This is a genomic window from Pseudomonas sp. SED1, from assembly GCF_034044025.1.
Classification (GTDB): domain Bacteria; phylum Pseudomonadota; class Gammaproteobacteria; order Pseudomonadales; family Pseudomonadaceae; genus Aquipseudomonas.
Window position 1 is genome coordinate 1 of record NZ_JAXCIS010000050.1, and the last position, 15,631, is coordinate 15,631.

The following is a 15,631-nucleotide window of genomic DNA, read 5'->3' on the forward strand; positions in this document are numbered from 1 at the left end:
CAGGGGCCAAACAACAGTGCTCAGCTGAAAAAACACTGGCAAAACAACACAGGTCTATGCGCCACTAGCGCCATTCCTTAATTGTGCGTAAAGGTCGGCGCCCATCGCCGACCCGTCTGGAGATTCCCGTTATGAGCGAGAGTGTGTTTGCCGATCGCATCGTGCAGAACCTGCTCGACACCGACTTCTACAAGCTGACCATGATGCAGGCGGTGCTGCACAACTACCCGAACGTGGAAGTTGAATGGGAGTTTCGTTGCCGTAACAGTGAAGACCTGCGCCCGTACCTGGCGGAGATCCGCTACCAGATCGAGCGCCTCGCCGAGCTGAGCCTGAGCCCCGACCAACTGGGCTTCCTGGAACGCATCAGCTTCATGAAGCCGGATTTCCTGCGCTTCCTCGGGCTGTTTCGCTTCAACCTGCGCTACGTCCAGACCGGCATCGAAAACGGCGAGCTGTTTATCCGCCTGCGCGGGCCGTGGCTGCATGTGATCCTGTTTGAAGTGCCGATGCTGGCCATCGTCAGCGAAGTGCGTAACCGCTATCGCTACCAGACCGTGATCCTCGAACAGGCCCGCGAGCAGCTGTATCGCAAGTTCGACTGGCTGACGGCGAATGCCAGCGTCGAAGAGCTCTCCGAATTGCAGGTGGCGGATTTCGGCACGCGCCGACGCTTCTCCTACCGCGTGCAGGAAGAAGTGGTGAGCGTGCTCAAGCACGACTTCCCCGGGCGTTTTGTCGGCACCAGCAACGTGCACCTGGCCCGTGAGTTTGATATGAAGCCGCTGGGCACCATGGCCCACGAATGGATCATGGCCCACCAACAACTCGGCCCGCGCCTGATCGACAGCCAGATCGCCGCCCTCGATTGCTGGGTGCGGGAATACCGTGGCCTGCTGGGCATCGCCCTGACCGATTGCATCACCACCGATGCGTTCCTCGGCGATTTCGACCTGTACTTCGCCAAACTCTTCGACGGCCTGCGCCACGACTCCGGTGACCCGGTGCAATGGGCCGAAAAGGCAATCGCCCACTATCACAAGCTGGGGATCGAGCCGATGAGCAAGACCCTGGTGTTCTCCGACAGCCTGTCGCTGCCCAAGGCGCTGGAGATTTTCCGCGCGCTGCGTGGTCGGATCAATGTGAGCTTCGGCATCGGCACCAACCTGACCTGTGACATTCCAGGTGTGGAACCGATGAGCATCGTGCTTAAAATGACCGCCTGTAATGGCCAGCCCGTCGCAAAGATCTCTGATGAAGCGGGCAAGACCCACTGCACCGATCCGAACTTCGTCGCTTATTTGCGCCACGTTTTCAAAGTACCTGCCCTACCCAGCAAGGAGTGAATCATGCAAGCCGTACAGCGCGAGATTGCTGAACAGCTCAAGGTCCAACCACCGTTCAAGGACCAGGCCGCCCTTGAGGCGGAGGTCGCCCGGCGCGTTACCTTTATCCAGGACTGCCTGCTCAATTCAGGCCTCAAGACGTTGGTGCTGGGCATCAGCGGCGGCGTCGACTCGCTGACCGCCGGCCTGCTGGCCCAGCGTGCGATGGAAGAGTTGCGGGCCGCCAAGGGCGACGACGCTTACCGCTTTATCGCGGTGCGCCTGCCCTACGAAACCCAGTTCGACGAACACGATGCCCAAGCGTCCGTGGACTTTATCGAACCCGACGAGCGCCACACGGTGAACATCGGCCCGGCGGTGAAATCCCTGGCCAATGAAGTGGCTGCGTTTGAAGGCAAGGCCGCGGTCTCCCGGGACTTCGTGCTGGGCAACACCAAGGCGCGCATGCGCATGGTGGCGCAGTACACCATCGCCGGCGCGGCCAGTGGTTTGGTGATCGGTACCGACCATGCGGCGGAAGCGGTGATGGGCTTTTTCACCAAGTTCGGTGATGGCGCCTGCGACCTGGCGCCGCTGAGCGGGCTGGTGAAGAACCAGGTGCGCGCGATTGCCCGGCACTTTGGTGCACCGGAATCGTTGGTGGAGAAAATCCCGACGGCCGACCTGGAAGACCTCTCGCCGGGCAAGCCGGATGAAGCGTCCCATGGCGTGACCTATGCCGAGATCGATGCGTTCCTGCACGGCGAGCCGGTGCGCGAGGAAGCCTTCAAGATCATCTGCGACACCTATCGCAAGACCGAGCACAAGCGGGTAATGCCGTTTGCACCCTGAGCACTGTAGGAGCGAGCTTGCTCGCGAAGATCGTCAACGAAAACGCGCCCATCCTGGATGAGCGCGGTGCCTTTGAGGTTTTCGCGAGCAAGCTCGCTCCTACAAGGGTGATTACTTCAGGGTCACAGTGCCTTTCATCATCGAGATGTGGCCTGGGAACGAGCAGAAGAATGCGTAATCAGTACCTGCCGCCAGCTTCGACACATCGAAGGTCACGGAGTCTTTCTCGCCAGCACCGATGATCTTGGTGTGGGCGATGATGCGGGTGTCGCCGTCTTTCAGGTAGTTCTTGTCGATGCCGGCGGCCATGCCGTCGCTGGCGATGCCAGGCATGTCGGCGGCGGAACTCAGCACCCAGTTATGGCCCATGACGTTTTTCGGCAAGCTGCCGGAGTGGGTCAACTCAACGGTGAACGTCTTGCAGCTCTTGTCGATTTCGATGGCCTTGGTGTTGAAGGACATCTGGTCAGTGGAGTCGACAGTGACCTTGCACTCTGCAGCAAGCAACTGGCCGCTAGCCAGAGTCAGCAGGGAAACAGCAACGAGTTTGGCAAACATGTGAATCTCCAGGGCAGGGTTTAAAAAACGCGTATTGCGACAAGGGTGCCTGAGGCAGGCGGGAATTCTTATGATCTGAGTCAACAGATTGTATACAACTTTAGGCTATCAGACTCATCGACACAATCTACCGGCCAAAGTACTGATGCCGGCCTATGATCGGCTCATCACCCTTCCGGAGTCCGAGCCATGCACCTCAATAGCCTGTTCCGCAGCCTGCTTGCCGCCTATGCCTGTGGCGCCAGCGGCACCTGTGAAACGCCTCAACGCGAGGTTTAATCCTTTGAGAGACGCAGGCCAGCCTTTACTCTTTAGCCACAACTGAGTGGAGTCAGGTATGTCCTTGAAGTCTGTCTGTGTGTTTTGCGGTGCCAGCAGCGGCACCAACCCGGCCTACCGTGAAGCAGCCGTGGCCCTCGGGCGCGCGCTGGCCGAACGCAAGCTGACCCTGGTGTACGGCGGTGGCGCCGTGGGCCTGATGGGCATCGTCGCCGATGCCGCCCTGGAAGCCGGCGGTGAAGTGATCGGGATTATTCCCGAAAGCCTGAAGGTCCTGGAAATCGGCCACAAAGGCCTGACCCGCCTGGAAGTGGTCGACGGCATGCACGCCCGCAAGGCCCGCATGGCCGAACTGAGCGACGCCTTTATTGCGCTGCCAGGCGGCCTGGGCACCCTGGAAGAACTGTTCGAAGTCTGGACCTGGGGCCAGCTCGGTTACCACGGAAAACCGCTGGGTTTGCTCGAAGTGAATGGTTTTTACCGCAAGTTGACCGATTTTCTTGATCATATCGTCGGCGAAGGTTTCGTCCGTGCACCGCATCGTGCCATGCTGCAAATGAGCGAATCGCCGGCTGAGCTGCTTGACGTACTGGATGCCTGGCAACCGCTGGTCTTGCCCAAATGGGTGGACCAAAAACCCGATTAACCCTTGGGACGCGATTAAAGGCAGAATACGCGCCGCTCAACCTCACCTTCGACCCCAGAGGATCGCCCATGGCAAAACCTAATTACTCCTTCGCCAAACGTCAGAGAGACTTGGCCAAAGAGCAGAAGAAAGAGGAAAAGCTGCAGCGCAAGAAAACTGCAGCCGACGAAGAAGCCGGTGCACTGAACCCGGATGCTGAAGGTACAGTGGCTACAGACGAAACCGAAGCACCGAAAGACGCTGAATAGGTGATCGTTCCCACGCTCCGCGTGGGAATGCATCCTGGGGCGCTCCGCGTCCCGATTTGAGATATGTGCAGGGTGACGCAGAGCGTCACGGCAGGCATTCCCACGCGGAGCGTGGGAACGATCTTGCGCATTACTCCAGCGGCATCACCGTCACCCGCACTTCCGGGTCATGGCTCCCTCCCCCCAGAATCACCCCCCGCAACGGCGAAACATCGGAGAAATCCCGGCCCCAGGCCAGGGTGATGTGTTCCAGTGCCGGCTGCACATTGTTGGTCGGATCAAAATCCACCCAACCCGACACCGGGCAAAACACTGACACCCACGCGTGGGACGCATCCGCGCCGATCAACCGTGGCTGGCCGGGCGGTGGCTGGGTCAGCAGGTAACCACTGATATACCGCGCCGCCAGGCCTCGGGAACGCAGGCACGCGAGCATCAGGTGGGCGAAGTCCTGGCACACGCCGCGCCGGCGCTCCAGCACTTCCACCAGCGGCGTGGCGACCTGGGTGGCTTCGGCGTCGAAGGTGAACTCGCTGAAGATCTTTTCCATCAACGCCTGCACACCCAGCAGCAACGGACGACCCGCCGGGAAACAGTCTTGGGAGAACTCGACGAAGCTTTTCTTCAAATGCACGTAGGGTGATTCGAACCGATAGCGGCAGGCCTCGATCACCTCGGCCGACATCGGCTGGCTGCTGTAGGTCAGGCCGTTGCGGGTCTGGTCCCAGGCCGGCGACAGGCTGAAATCCAGCACCGGACGCGCCAGCACTTCCACCGTCAGCCCGGCGTTGACCAATAGCTCATCGTGGGGCCGCTCGAACGCCAGCCGGGTGATCGGATTGCCAAACACGTCCAGCTCATCCCGGCGCGAGGTCGGCTCGGGGCTGATCTCCAGTTGCTGCGAGCTGCAGCGCTGCCAGGCGCAAGGCCGCGGCCACAGGTGCGCCAGCTGCTGGGCCAGGGACACCGGGCTGTCGTAGTGGTAATGGGTATCGTGGAAAATCTGGTAGCGGGCACTCATCACACAGACACCGTTTGCTGGCTGACATCGTCCACATGGGCAAAATGGCGCAAGGCCAGGCGGTCGGAGACTTGCCCGCTTTCATCGGCCACCGCTTGCAGCAGGTCGGCCAGGCCATCCAGCGCAGCGCGCACGCTGGACTCGCCGAACAGCGGGTTCTCCAGGCAGCCCAGGTCAAAGCGCGCCAGGCGCTCCACCAACGGCGCCAACCCGGTTTCCCGGGGCACGCCGAAATCGTCATTCAGGCGGCGCAAGGTGCGGCTCACCAGTTTCAGCTGGAACAGCACCGCGTGGGGGTTCTGCTCGTCCAAAAGCAACAGGTCCAGCACCGGAATCAATTGCGGCACCGCGAGGTAGCGCGAACGATAGGTGATGCTGCTGTTGCCCAGTTCCAGCAACCATTCCAGCCCGGCCTGATCGAACACCGCCACACCGCCCAGGAAGGCGGCGAGGCTGCTGCTGAGAAATTGCAGGCGCTCGATGCGCCGGCCCATCATCAAGAAACGCCAGCCTTCGTCGCGGGTCATGTCGTCGAGGGCAAAGCCCGACAGCGCCGCCAAGGACATCACCAAGCGGTTGAGGAAATCCAGCAGTTCGCCGAAGTCCGGCTCTTCGCTCTCCAGCTCCAGGGCTTCGCGCTGTAACTCCACCAGCGCCTGCCAGTTTTCCCGGGACAGCTTGCCGCGCACCTGGGACGCCGCCCACTGCAAGCGCTGCAAGTTGGCCCGCAGGCTCGACGGCCAATCGTCACCGAGCAACGCCGCCTGAAGCCGCTCAGGCAATTCGCCCTCCTCCGGCAACAGTCGCAGGTTCTCACCCAGCTCAACCGCCGCCTGCAGCGCCAGCGGGTCGTCTCCGTCGACATAGCGGGCGAGGACGATGCGCAGCCAGCGCGCACTGTCATCACAGCGCTCGCAATAGCGGCCAAACCAGAACAGGTTTTCCACCACCCGCGACGGCAGGTACGGATCGCGCCGCACCAGGTCATGTGCGCCGATGGCCCGCTGGGCGCGCCATTGCTCGGTGCCGAGGGCGCGTTCGCCAAGCACCCAGGTGTCCTTGCTCGCACCGCCGCGCTGCATCGACACCACTTCGGCATCGGCTTCGGCGGCCACACGAGTCAGGCCACCGGGCAGTACCCGGTAACCGTCGGCGCTGGCCACGGCGTAGACACGCATGCCGATGGCGCGGTGTTGCAGGTGATCGTCGACGGTGTGCCAGACCGGCGCCTGTGACAGCTGCGCGAGTTCCTGGGCGACATAGGCGTAAGGCCGCGCGCGCATGCGTTCGGCCAGGGCCTCGCGTTGTTCGTCGTTCAAGTCGCGACCAAACACCGGGGTGAAACTTTGCGACGGAAACGCCGGTTTGATCAGCAGTTCCGGCAGTTTTTCCAGGGCTTCGGCCAGCACCGGCGCCTCACCGCACCACCAGGTGGCGATGGACGGCAGGATCAGTTCTTCGCCAAACAGGAATTGATTGATCTTCGGCAGGAAGCCCAGCAGGCCAGGGGATTCCAGCACGCCGCTGCCCAGGGCGTTGGCCACCAGCACATTGCCTTGGCGCACAGCGTCCAACAGGCCGGGCACGCCGAGGGCCGAGTCGGTGCGCAGCTCCAGCGGGTCGCAGAAGTCGTCGTCCAGGCGGCGCATGATCGCGTGCACCCGGCGCAGGCCGCTGAGGGTCTTGAGGTACACCGTGGCGTCGCGCACGGTCAGGTCGCCGCCTTCCACCAGCGGGTAGCCAAGCTGGCGGGCGAGGTACAAATGCTCGAAATAGCTTTCGTTGAAACGGCCCGGGGTCAGCAGCACGATCAGCGGTGGCTGGTCGTCGCTCGGCGCCTGGCGGGCCAGGGTTTCCTGCAAGGTGCGGAAGAACCCGGTGAGGTGCTGCACCTGCAAGTCACGGTACAGGTCCGGGAAGGCGCGAGACACGATGGTGCGGTTTTCCAGGGCATAACCGGCGCCGGACGGGGCCTGGGTACGGTCGGCGGTGACCCACCAGCGGCCATCCGGCGTGCGCGCCAGGTCCACGGCGTACAGGTGCAGAAAGGCGCCGTCGGGCGGCTGGATGCCTTGGCACGGCCACAGGAAATTGTTGTGGCCAAACACCAGTTCTGCCGGCAGCAAACCTTCGGCGATCAAGCGTTGCGGGCCGTAGAGGTCGGCCAGTACCGCATTCAGCAGGCGCGCACGTTGGGCGATACCGGCGGACAGTTGCTTCCATTCATCGGCCGCCAGCACGTGGGGCAACAGGTCGAGTTCCCAGGGGCGATCGGCGCCCTTGGGGTCGGCGTAGACGTTGTAGGTCACGCCGTTTTCCTGGATCTGCCGGGTCAGCAAGGCCTGGCGCTGGGCGAGTTGCACCGGGGTGCTGCGTTGCAGGTGATCGAGCAGGCGCTGCCAATGGGCACGAACCGCGCCGCTGTCGTCCAGCAGTTCGTGATAAGTGCCCGCGGTCAGCGGGTAACGGTCGAGCAAGTCGGGCATGGAACGCTCGGCAGGGGCAAGGGAAGTCAGGTTAACTCACAAACCACGCGATCCAACTGTGGGAGCGGGCTTGTGTGGGAGCGGGCTTGCTCGCGAAAGCGGAGTGTCAGTCACTTAATGTGTTTCTGACACACCGTATTCGCGAGCAAGCCCGCTCCCACATTTTGAATTGCGTTTAGTCATTCTTATTGGGGAAACGTCGTAAATCCAGGGTCATCGGCAACTCATCGTTGATCACCACACTCGGCACCGGCAATTTTCCAGGGCTGTGTCCCAGACGGAAAAACCGCGCCATTCGCCGGCTTTCAGCTTCATTGGCATTCACCGGCAGGCTGTCGTAATTGCGCCCGCCCGGATGGGCGACATGGTACTGGCAACCACCCAGCGAGCGCTGCATCCACGTGTCCAAAAGATCAAACACCAGCGGCGCATGCACCGGGATGGTCGGCTGCAAACAGTTGGCCGGCTGCCAGGCGCGATAGCGCACGCCAGCCACAAACTCGCCGACACGCCCGGTGGGTTGCAACGGCACCGGAATGCCGTTGCAGGTCAGCAGGTAACGCTGGGGTGGCAGGCCGCTCAACTTGACCTGCAAGCGCTCCAGGGACGAGTCCACGTAACGCACCGTGCCGCCCACCGCGCCCTCCTCGCCCAGCACATGCCAGGGTTCAAGGGCCTGGCGCAGTTCCAGTTCGATGCCGCTGACCGCATAGTCGCCGACCTTGGGAAAACGGAATTCCAAGTGCGCAGCAAACCATTCGGCCCGCAGCGGATAACCGGCAGCGTTCAGCTCGACAATCACGTCGGCAAAATCCTGCTCGATGAAGTGCGGCAGCAGGAAGCGGTCGTGCAGTTCCGTGCCCCAGCGCGCCAGCTTCGGCGGCGCATAGGGCTCACGCCAGAAGCGCGCGACCAGCGCCCGCAGCAGCAGTTGTTGGGTCAGGCTCATGCGTGCATGGGGCGGCATTTCAAAGGCGCGCAATTCCAGCAGGCCCAGGCGGCCGGTGGCACCGTCCGGCGAGTAGAGCTTGTCGATGCAGAACTCGGCGCGGTGGGTGTTGCCGGTGACGTCGATCAGCAGGTTGCGCAGCAGGCGGTCCACCAACCAGGGCGGGCATTCTTCGCCCACTTCGGGCATCTGCGCGAAGGCAATTTCCAGCTCGTACAGCGCATCGTTACGCGCTTCGTCGACCCGTGGCGCCTGGGAAGTCGGGCCGATGAACAGGCCGGAAAACAGGTAGGACAACGACGGGTGGTTATGCCAATAGCTGATCAAGCTGCGCAGCAGATCGGGACGCCGCAGGAACGGCGAATCCTTCGGCGTGGCGCCACCGAGGACGAAATGGTTACCGCCACCGGTGCCGGTGTGGCGGCCGTCGATCATGAATTTTTCAGTGGTGAGGCGGGTTTGCCGGGCTTCCTCGTAGAGAAACTCGGTGCGCTCCACCAACTCGTCCCAGGTGGCGGACGGCTGCACGTTGACCTCGATCACACCCGGGTCCGGTGTCACCCGGAAGTTGCTCAGGCGCGGATCACTCGGCGGCTCATAACCTTCCAGCAGCACCGGGCAATGCAGTTCTTCGGCAGTGGCTTCGATGGCCGCCACCAACTCCAGATAATCCTCGACCCGCTCCAGCGGCGGCATGAACAGGTACAGCCGGCCTTCCCGCGCTTCGGCACACAGGGCGGTGCGGGTCAGCCAGTCGGCGGATTCGTCGATCTTCGGAGTGCGCTCTTTGCTCTCGGCCGCCTCGCCGTGGCTTTGCAACTGTGAGGGGGTCGGCAGGTCTGCCAGATCCTGGTTGGGATCGGTGGGGTGCACGAACGGATAGTCCGCCGCCGTCACCCACGGCTGCGAGGCCAGTGGCAGGCGATAACCCAGTGGTGAATCACCCGGCACCAGGCGGCAATGGTTGTCCCGCAGGTACCAGCGGCCGCTCTGCCAGCGGTCATTCGCCGCCGTGCGCGCCAGCGGCAGCACTTGGCCGATGACTTTATCCAGGCCCTGGCTGAACACTTTGCGCAGGCGTTCGCGCTCAAGCTTGTCCTCCAGGCGCGGATCTTCGGCGCTGACGTTCTGCGGCAAGGCGCCTTCGCGCCACAGGTAATAGAAATTGTCTTCGTAGGCCGGGAATACAAAATGCGTAGGCAGTTTCAGGCGCTCGGCGACGCTGGCCAGAAAACGCCCGGCCATCACGCCGTCGGCGCCATAGCTTTCCTGCTCATCGGCGATCAGCGCGCTGTTGTGCCAGATCGGCACGCCGTCGCGGCGCCAGTAGCAGTTGAGGGACCAGCGCGGCAGTTGCTCGCCGGGGTACCACTTGCCCTGGCCAAAGTGCACCAGGCCCTTGGGCGCGTAGTGCTTGCGCATGCGCTGGAACAGCTCGGCAGACAGGCGGCGTTTGTCCGGACCGAGAGCGGCGGTGTTCCATTCCGCACCGTCGGGGTCGTCGATGGAGACGAAGGTCGGCTCGCCACCCATGGTCAGGCGCACGTCGTCCTTGAGCAGGTCACCGTCGATCTGCCGGCCCAAGGCCTGGATCGCCAGCCACTGCTCTTCGGTGTAGGGCTTGGTAACCCGTGGGGCTTCCCAAATCCGCTCTACGGACATCTCGTGGGTAAATTCGCACTCGCAGGGTTCCACCAGGCCACTGATGGGCGCTGCTGAGGAAGGATCAGGACTACAAGCCAACGGGATATGCCCTTCACCGGCGAACAAGCCGGAGGTGGCATCTAGACCGATCCAACCGGCGCCGGGCAAATACACTTCGCACCAGGCATGCAGGTCGGTGAAATCCACTTCGGTGCCGGACGGGCCGTCCAGGGCTTTGACGTCGGCGGTCAGCTGGATCAGATAACCGGACACAAACCGCGCCGCCAATCCGAGATTGCGCAGCAGTTGCACCAGCAACCACGCTGAATCCCGGCAGGAACCGGAGGCGTTTTCGAGGGTGAATTCCGGGGTCTGTACGCCCGGCTCCATGCGGATCAGGTAGCCGATGTCGGCGGCCAGACGCTGGTTGAGGCCTACCAGGAAATCCACGGCCGGCAACGGTGTGCGGTCGATACCCGCCAGGTAGGCGGCGAATCGCGGGGTCAGCGGCAATGTTTCCAGGTATGGCGCCAGCTCGCGCTGCTCATCGGCGGCGTAGCTGAACGGAATTTTTTCGGCGTAGGGTTCCAGGAAAAAGTCGAAAGGGTTAAACACCGCCATCTCGGCGACCAGGTCGACCTCAATGCGCAACTCGTCAGTTTTTTCCGGGAACACCAGACGTGCCAGGTAATTGCCCTGGGGGTCTTGCTGCCAATTGATGAAGTGCTGTTCCGGCAACACTTTCAGCGCGTAGGAAAGAATCCGCGTGCGGCTATGAGCCGCCGGACGCAGACGGACAATCTGTGGGCCGAGTTCGACCGCGCGGTCGTAGCGGTAATGCGTAACGTGGTGCAACGCGACATGAATCGACACGGCGGCCTCCTGCGAGCCAGGGCATGAAAACAAAGCGCGCAAGACTTATGCCAGAGCAGCAGTCATTGCGCTTTATCGTGGGACCCGGTGCAGTACAGCACCAAAACGGCGCGATGGCTGCCGTCGTGGTGCGAGGGTTGCACATTTTTGTGGCGGGAGTGTGAGGGTGGGTGGTGAAAGTACCCAGATGTCGATCCGTGCTGTGATACCTATCGGTTTTTATGCCGGGCTTCTGATGCCTGCCGAATGTGGCGAATTCCCACGAGTTTAATGCGCATATCTCGCTGAACAGAGCTGTTGAGTATCAAGAGGCCAAACAGCGGAAAAACCAACGCCAGGCCATAAAGAACGGCGTGCGGCGTGTACTGAATCATGGGAAGCACAAACAGAAAGCAGGCGAAGTAAATACTCACCATTACCCACACCCACGACGGGCGCCCGCGCAAAATCATGAAATTGCTATGGACCGTTAACAGGATCAGCAATGCTCCGACGAGCATGATCGAAAAGCCCAAACCGCCAGCGAGAGGTGAATCACGAAAATAGGTCGCAAAGGAAAGCGCTGTAGCGAAGCCCAAAGAAAAATAGGCCGCAAATACACCACCGATAAAAGTAAGGAAGTAATGCCTGAAAAAATCACGAAGCGTCATCAGCTCGCTCATTCTCCGACCTCCTCATACAACCCCAATGCGATGGTTTTTACGTTGCCCGTATAAGCACTCCCTATAAGGCCCGCCGTTGCGCCCCAAGCATTTTTAATTTGGCCGCTTGATACGAGCATGGTGGTGACGGCACTACCCACTCAACGGGCCTTGTGCCTGGCGATTATGGCTTCGCGCAGGTGGCGCACTTCGAGCAGCTTCTGACGCATTTCGCGGTGGCGCTTGCTGTTGAGCAATAGCAGCGCGAGCAAGGGTAAAAGCACGCTCATTCCATAAATAAACATGTGTGGCCGATACTCGATCGTGGGCAGCACACACACAAAACAAAGCCCCAGCAACACCACCAGCGGCCACACCCACTGCGGGCGCCCACGGGCGATCATGAAGTTGCAGTGCACGATGATCATCGTCAGAGCGATTCCGCCGATAAAGGAGTACTTGGCGTTATCAGCCAGAGAAAGGTCCCGGAAATAGCTGTCAAAAAACAACGGCACCGCAAAGACCAGGGAAAATACCGATGCAAATATCGCTCCCATGAAAACGGGAAAGTACTGTGATAGAAAGCCGCGAATGCTCGGCGCTTGGTTCATTACTCGATCTCCTCATATAGACCTACGGCAATGGTCCGAACATTCCCGGAGAGCGCGCTTCCAGTGAAACCAATGGAAGCGCCCAGAGCGTCCTGTATTTGCGTAACCGTTGCATGCTTGACCTGTGTGGGCGTGAATCGCTTGGGCAACTCACCCGATAACTGCCGCAACTTGCGCATCTTCGAAGTCAGGCGAGGGTCGTTAATACTTAGCAACTCCTTGGTCAGTTTGGCGCGCTCCTGCCGATTCAAGCCCTTCAGCACCTCCCGAACACTTTTGCCGGTTGTCGCCTTATTCAGCCGAACCAGCTTGAGGGTGGTCAGTGACGATGCGCCGACACCTACCAACGATGCGGCGTCCAACGCAATCATCGTGTATTGATACCATTCCTCGCCGTCGAGCTCGTCGTTGCGCGATGGGTTTCTTATTTCGTTGACGGTGCGGTAGCCACCAGCAAAACACTGAACAGTACTGGCTGCCGCAGCGGTGTAGCCGAGGGCTGCAATCACAGTACTGGCGCCCGCCGAAAACGGTATTGCAACGGATCCGCTGAGCACCACTACCCAGCCGATAACAGCACCGGCACACGACAACGTGGTGTTGATCGCTTCCCCAACCAGCCGCGATTCACGGGGGTTGTCCTGAACCTGCTGGGCGAACTGCGCCGGCGCAATGTACCTCTGCGCTTCACGCAAGATCACACGCTTGGGCGCAATGCTGCAGAGGGGTTGGAATTCGCGCAGGGTGACGACATTGAAGTCAGCATCGATATACACCACACCCGCCCCCACAATGCCGGGGTCGGCGTCGATGGCGGCAAACAGGCGTGGCAGGTTGATCTGGCTTTCGATACGCTGGCGCGCCATGAACTGGGAGCGGTTGGAGTCCATGCCGATGCCAAGCAGGGGGCTGCTCATGGGGGTGTTCTTCCTTGAAATGGGTGGTGTCTGAACTGGCGCTTTCGCGAGCAAGCCCGCTCCCACATTTGACCGCATTCTCATGCTGGAACCCGGTCAAATGTGGGAGCTGGCTTGCCTGCGATGGCGCTCGAATGGGCGCCACCTTAACAAACAGGCTACCCACCCGCTAGAAAGCAAAACGCCAGCACGAGGCTGGCGTTTTGCGTTTCAGGCTGCGATCAACGCGGCACGACCGGCTTGCGGGCTGGCTTCTTGCCTTTGCCCTTGGCTGCGTCGGTGCGTTCCTTGGCGGCCTGCTTGTTGCGCACCATGGCCGCGGCCTTGGCTTGCTCACGCTTGTCCCACGGGTTGCTGCCGTCACTGCCACGGGGCGGCAAGCCGGTGTGCTGGGTGAGGATCCTGGTGGTGGTTTCCTTCGCAACCTTGTGGCTGCCAGCTGGCGTCGAGTTCTTGCGACGGGCGCTCTGGTAGCTGTCGGTGGACGGCTGATGCAACGGGATCAGTTGCTCCTTGCCCGACCCGATCAGGTCGGCACGGCCCATACGGGTCAAGGCTTCACGCAGCATCGGCCAGCCTTTCGGGTCGTGGTAGCGCAGGAAGGCCTTGTGCAGACGGCGCTGTTCTTCGCTCTTGACGATGGTCACCGCGTCGCTCTTGTAGGTGACCTTGCGCAGCGGGTTCTTGCCCGAGTGGTACATCGCGGTGGCCGTGGCCATTGGCGACGGGTAGAACGCCTGCACCTGGTCAGCGCGGAAGCCGTTGCCCTTGAGCCACAGGGCCAGGTTCATCATGTCTTCATCGGTGGTGCCCGGGTGGGCAGCGATGAAGTAAGGAATCAGGTACTGCTCCTTGCCCGCTTCCTTGGTGTACTTCTCGAACATGCGCTTGAACTTGTCATAGCTGCCGATGCCCGGTTTCATCATCTGGTTGAGCGGACCTTCCTCGGTGTGTTCCGGGGCGATCTTCAGGTAGCCACCAACGTGGTGGGTCACCAGCTCTTTCACGTATTCCGGCGACTCGACGGCGAGGTCGTAGCGCAGGCCGGAAGCGATCAGGATCTTCTTCACACCCGGCAACGCACGGGCGCTGCGATACAGCTGGATCAGCGACGAGTGGTCAGTGTTCAGGTTCGGGCAGATACCCGGGAACACGCAGGACGGCTTGCGGCACGCGGATTCGATTTCCGGGCTCTTGCAGGCGATGCGGTACATGTTCGCAGTCGGGCCGCCGAGGTCGGAGATAACGCCGGTGAAGCCTGGCACTTTGTCGCGGATCTCTTCGATTTCGCGAATGATCGACTCTTCGGAACGGTTCTGGATGATCCGGCCTTCGTGCTCGGTGATCGAGCAGAAGGTGCAGCCGCCGAAACAGCCACGCATGATGTTTACCGAGAAACGGATCATGTCGTAGGCCGGGATCTTTTCCTTGCCGTACGCCGGGTGTGGAACACGGGCGTAAGGCATGCCGAACACGTAGTCCATTTCTTCGGTGGTCATGGGAATCGGTGGCGGGTTGAACCACACGTCCACTTCGCCATGCTTCTGCACCAGGGCGCGCGCGTTGCCCGGGTTGGTTTCCAGGTGGAGCACGCGGTTGGCGTGGGCATACAGCACCGAGTCGCCGCGGACTTTTTCCACGGACGGCAGACGAATGACTGTCTTGTCACGGGTCATGCGCGGGCTGGCCAGAATCTGTACGACCTTGGCTTCTTCCGGGTCGTCCGTCGGGCCCTTTTCCTGCTCGATGGCGCAGGCCTGGGTGTCCTGGGTATTCACGTACGGGTTGATGATCTTGTCGATCTTGCCCGGACGATCAATACGGGTGGAATCCACCTCGTACCAGCCTTCAGGCGTGTCACGGCGAATGAACGCGGTGCCGCGCACGTCGGTGATGTCTTCGATCTTGTGGCCCCACGACAGGCGCTGGGCGACTTCGACGATGGCCCGCTCGGCGTTGCCGTACAGCAGGATATCGGCGCAGGCGTCGATCAGGATCGAGTTACGTACCCGGTCCTGCCAGTAGTCGTAGTGGGCAATGCGGCGCAGGGACGCTTCGATGCCGCCGAGCACGATTGGCACGTGCTTGTAGGCTTCCTTGCAGCGCTGGCTGTAGACCAGGCTCGCGCGGTCCGGACGTTTGCCAGCCATGCCACCGGGGGTGTAGGCGTCATCGGAACGGATTTTCTTGTCGGCGGTGTAGCGGTTGATCATCGAGTCCATGTTGCCGGCCGCGACGCCGAAGAACAGGTTCGGCTCGCCGAGCTTCATGAAGTCGTCTTTGGACTGCCAGTTGGGCTGGGCAATGATCCCGACGCGGAAGCCCTGGGACTCCAGCAACCGGCCGATGATTGCCATGCCGAACGACGGATGGTCTACATACGCGTCACCGGTGACGATGATGATGTCGCATGAATCCCAGCCAAGCTGATCCATCTCCTCCCTGCTCATCGGCAGGAATGGCGCAGGACCGAAACATTCGGCCCAGTACTTGGGATAGTCAAATAACGGCTTGGCTGTTTGCATGACGGTGACCGGTGTTGAGATGAAAAATCGCGGGCGCGGAATATAGCACAAATTTT

At 61.2% G+C, this 15,631-nt stretch carries 12 protein-coding genes and 1 pseudogene; 4 read left to right on the forward strand and 9 right to left on the reverse strand.

The annotated features are described in order from the left end of the window. Positions 1-131: 131 nt before the first annotated feature. Together pncB and nadE are read left to right on the forward strand one after the other, a co-directional pair. The gene (pncB, locus tag SNL23_RS06660; protein WP_076018037.1) at positions 132-1,346 is read left to right on the forward strand and encodes a nicotinate phosphoribosyltransferase; all 1,215 of its coding nucleotides are present in this window, start codon (positions 132-134) and stop codon (positions 1,344-1,346) included. A gap of 3 nt (positions 1,347-1,349) precedes the next feature. Continuing rightward, entirely contained in the window at positions 1,350-2,177 is an 828-nt protein-coding gene (gene nadE / locus SNL23_RS06665) for an ammonia-dependent NAD(+) synthetase (RefSeq protein WP_076018038.1), read from the forward strand. A gap of 111 nt (positions 2,178-2,288) precedes the next feature. Here the strand turns inward: nadE and azu are convergent, their stop codons facing one another. After that, the gene (gene azu, locus SNL23_RS06670) at positions 2,289-2,735 is read right to left on the reverse strand and encodes an azurin (RefSeq protein WP_008439083.1); all 447 of its coding nucleotides are present in this window, start codon (positions 2,733-2,735) and stop codon (positions 2,289-2,291) included. A 337-nt stretch (positions 2,736-3,072) separates the two neighbouring features. On the opposite strand from azu, the gene SNL23_RS06675 reads away from it, so the two are divergent. Next, the gene (locus SNL23_RS06675; protein ID WP_063033377.1) at positions 3,073-3,660 is read left to right on the forward strand and encodes a TIGR00730 family Rossman fold protein; all 588 of its coding nucleotides are present in this window, start codon (positions 3,073-3,075) and stop codon (positions 3,658-3,660) included. A 68-nt stretch (positions 3,661-3,728) separates the two neighbouring features. Continuing rightward, complete coding sequence (locus SNL23_RS06680; protein WP_076018039.1) at positions 3,729-3,908, forward strand: hypothetical protein; 180 nt, start codon at positions 3,729-3,731, stop codon at positions 3,906-3,908. A gap of 130 nt (positions 3,909-4,038) precedes the next feature. On the opposite strand, the gene SNL23_RS06685 is transcribed toward SNL23_RS06680, so the two are convergent. The 8 genes and pseudogenes from SNL23_RS06685 to SNL23_RS06720 form a co-directional block, all read right to left on the reverse strand. Further along, positions 4,039-4,929: a transglutaminase family protein gene (locus SNL23_RS06685; RefSeq protein WP_076018040.1), complete on the reverse strand. Its 891-nt coding sequence runs from the start codon at positions 4,927-4,929 to the stop codon at positions 4,039-4,041. Then, the gene (locus SNL23_RS06690) at positions 4,929-7,415 is read right to left on the reverse strand and encodes a circularly permuted type 2 ATP-grasp protein (protein ID WP_318301882.1); all 2,487 of its coding nucleotides are present in this window, start codon (positions 7,413-7,415) and stop codon (positions 4,929-4,931) included. Before SNL23_RS06690 ends, SNL23_RS06685 begins: the two co-directional genes overlap by 1 nt. Before the next feature lie 175 nt (positions 7,416-7,590). Next, on the reverse strand, positions 7,591-10,881 hold the full coding sequence (locus SNL23_RS06695) for a transglutaminase family protein (protein ID WP_076018041.1): 3,291 nt from the start codon (positions 10,879-10,881) through the stop codon (positions 7,591-7,593). Between the two features lie 209 nt (positions 10,882-11,090). Continuing rightward, positions 11,091-11,543 carry a hypothetical protein gene (locus SNL23_RS06700; protein ID WP_318301883.1) on the reverse strand — a complete coding sequence of 151 codons (453 nt, stop codon included), beginning with the start codon at positions 11,541-11,543 and terminating at the stop codon, positions 11,091-11,093. Continuing rightward, positions 11,540-11,644 (reverse strand): annotated as a pseudogene (locus SNL23_RS06705) (NAD synthetase); the annotation flags it as partial. The gene SNL23_RS06700 and the pseudogene SNL23_RS06705, both read right to left, overlap by 4 nt. Positions 11,645-11,683: 39 nt before the next feature. Beyond that, on the reverse strand, positions 11,684-12,133 hold the full coding sequence (locus SNL23_RS06710; protein ID WP_167664828.1) for a hypothetical protein: 450 nt from the start codon (positions 12,131-12,133) through the stop codon (positions 11,684-11,686). Then, positions 12,133-13,050: an NAD synthetase gene (locus SNL23_RS06715; RefSeq protein WP_318301884.1), complete on the reverse strand. Its 918-nt coding sequence runs from the start codon at positions 13,048-13,050 to the stop codon at positions 12,133-12,135. Before SNL23_RS06715 ends, SNL23_RS06710 begins: the two co-directional genes overlap by 1 nt. Before the next feature lie 221 nt (positions 13,051-13,271). Then, a complete protein-coding gene (locus SNL23_RS06720) occupies positions 13,272-15,575 on the reverse strand; it encodes a YgiQ family radical SAM protein (protein WP_076018045.1) in 2,304 nt (767 codons plus the stop codon). Positions 15,576-15,631: the final 56 nt, after the last annotated feature.

What these genes read in the sequence shown, in the direction of transcription:
- pncB (WP_076018037.1), top strand. Translation starts at nt 132, where the DNA reads ATGAGCGAGAGTGTGTTTGCCGATCGCATCGTGCAGAACCTGCTCGAC.
- nadE (WP_076018038.1), top strand. Translation starts at nt 1,350, where the DNA reads ATGCAAGCCGTACAGCGCGAGATTGCTGAACAGCTCAAGGTCCAACCA.
- azu (WP_008439083.1), bottom strand. Translation starts at nt 2,735, where the DNA reads ATGTTTGCCAAACTCGTTGCTGTTTCCCTGCTGACTCTGGCTAGCGGC.
- SNL23_RS06675 (WP_063033377.1), top strand. Translation starts at nt 3,073, where the DNA reads ATGTCCTTGAAGTCTGTCTGTGTGTTTTGCGGTGCCAGCAGCGGCACC.
- SNL23_RS06680 (WP_076018039.1), top strand. Translation starts at nt 3,729, where the DNA reads ATGGCAAAACCTAATTACTCCTTCGCCAAACGTCAGAGAGACTTGGCC.
- SNL23_RS06685 (WP_076018040.1), bottom strand. Translation starts at nt 4,929, where the DNA reads ATGAGTGCCCGCTACCAGATTTTCCACGATACCCATTACCACTACGAC.
- SNL23_RS06690 (WP_318301882.1), bottom strand. Translation starts at nt 7,415, where the DNA reads ATGCCCGACTTGCTCGACCGTTACCCGCTGACCGCGGGCACTTATCAC.
- SNL23_RS06700 (WP_318301883.1), bottom strand. Translation starts at nt 11,543, where the DNA reads ATGAGCGAGCTGATGACGCTTCGTGATTTTTTCAGGCATTACTTCCTT.
- SNL23_RS06710 (WP_167664828.1), bottom strand. Translation starts at nt 12,133, where the DNA reads ATGAACCAAGCGCCGAGCATTCGCGGCTTTCTATCACAGTACTTTCCC.
- SNL23_RS06715 (WP_318301884.1), bottom strand. Translation starts at nt 13,050, where the DNA reads ATGAGCAGCCCCCTGCTTGGCATCGGCATGGACTCCAACCGCTCCCAG.
- SNL23_RS06720 (WP_076018045.1), bottom strand. Translation starts at nt 15,575, where the DNA reads ATGCAAACAGCCAAGCCGTTATTTGACTATCCCAAGTACTGGGCCGAA.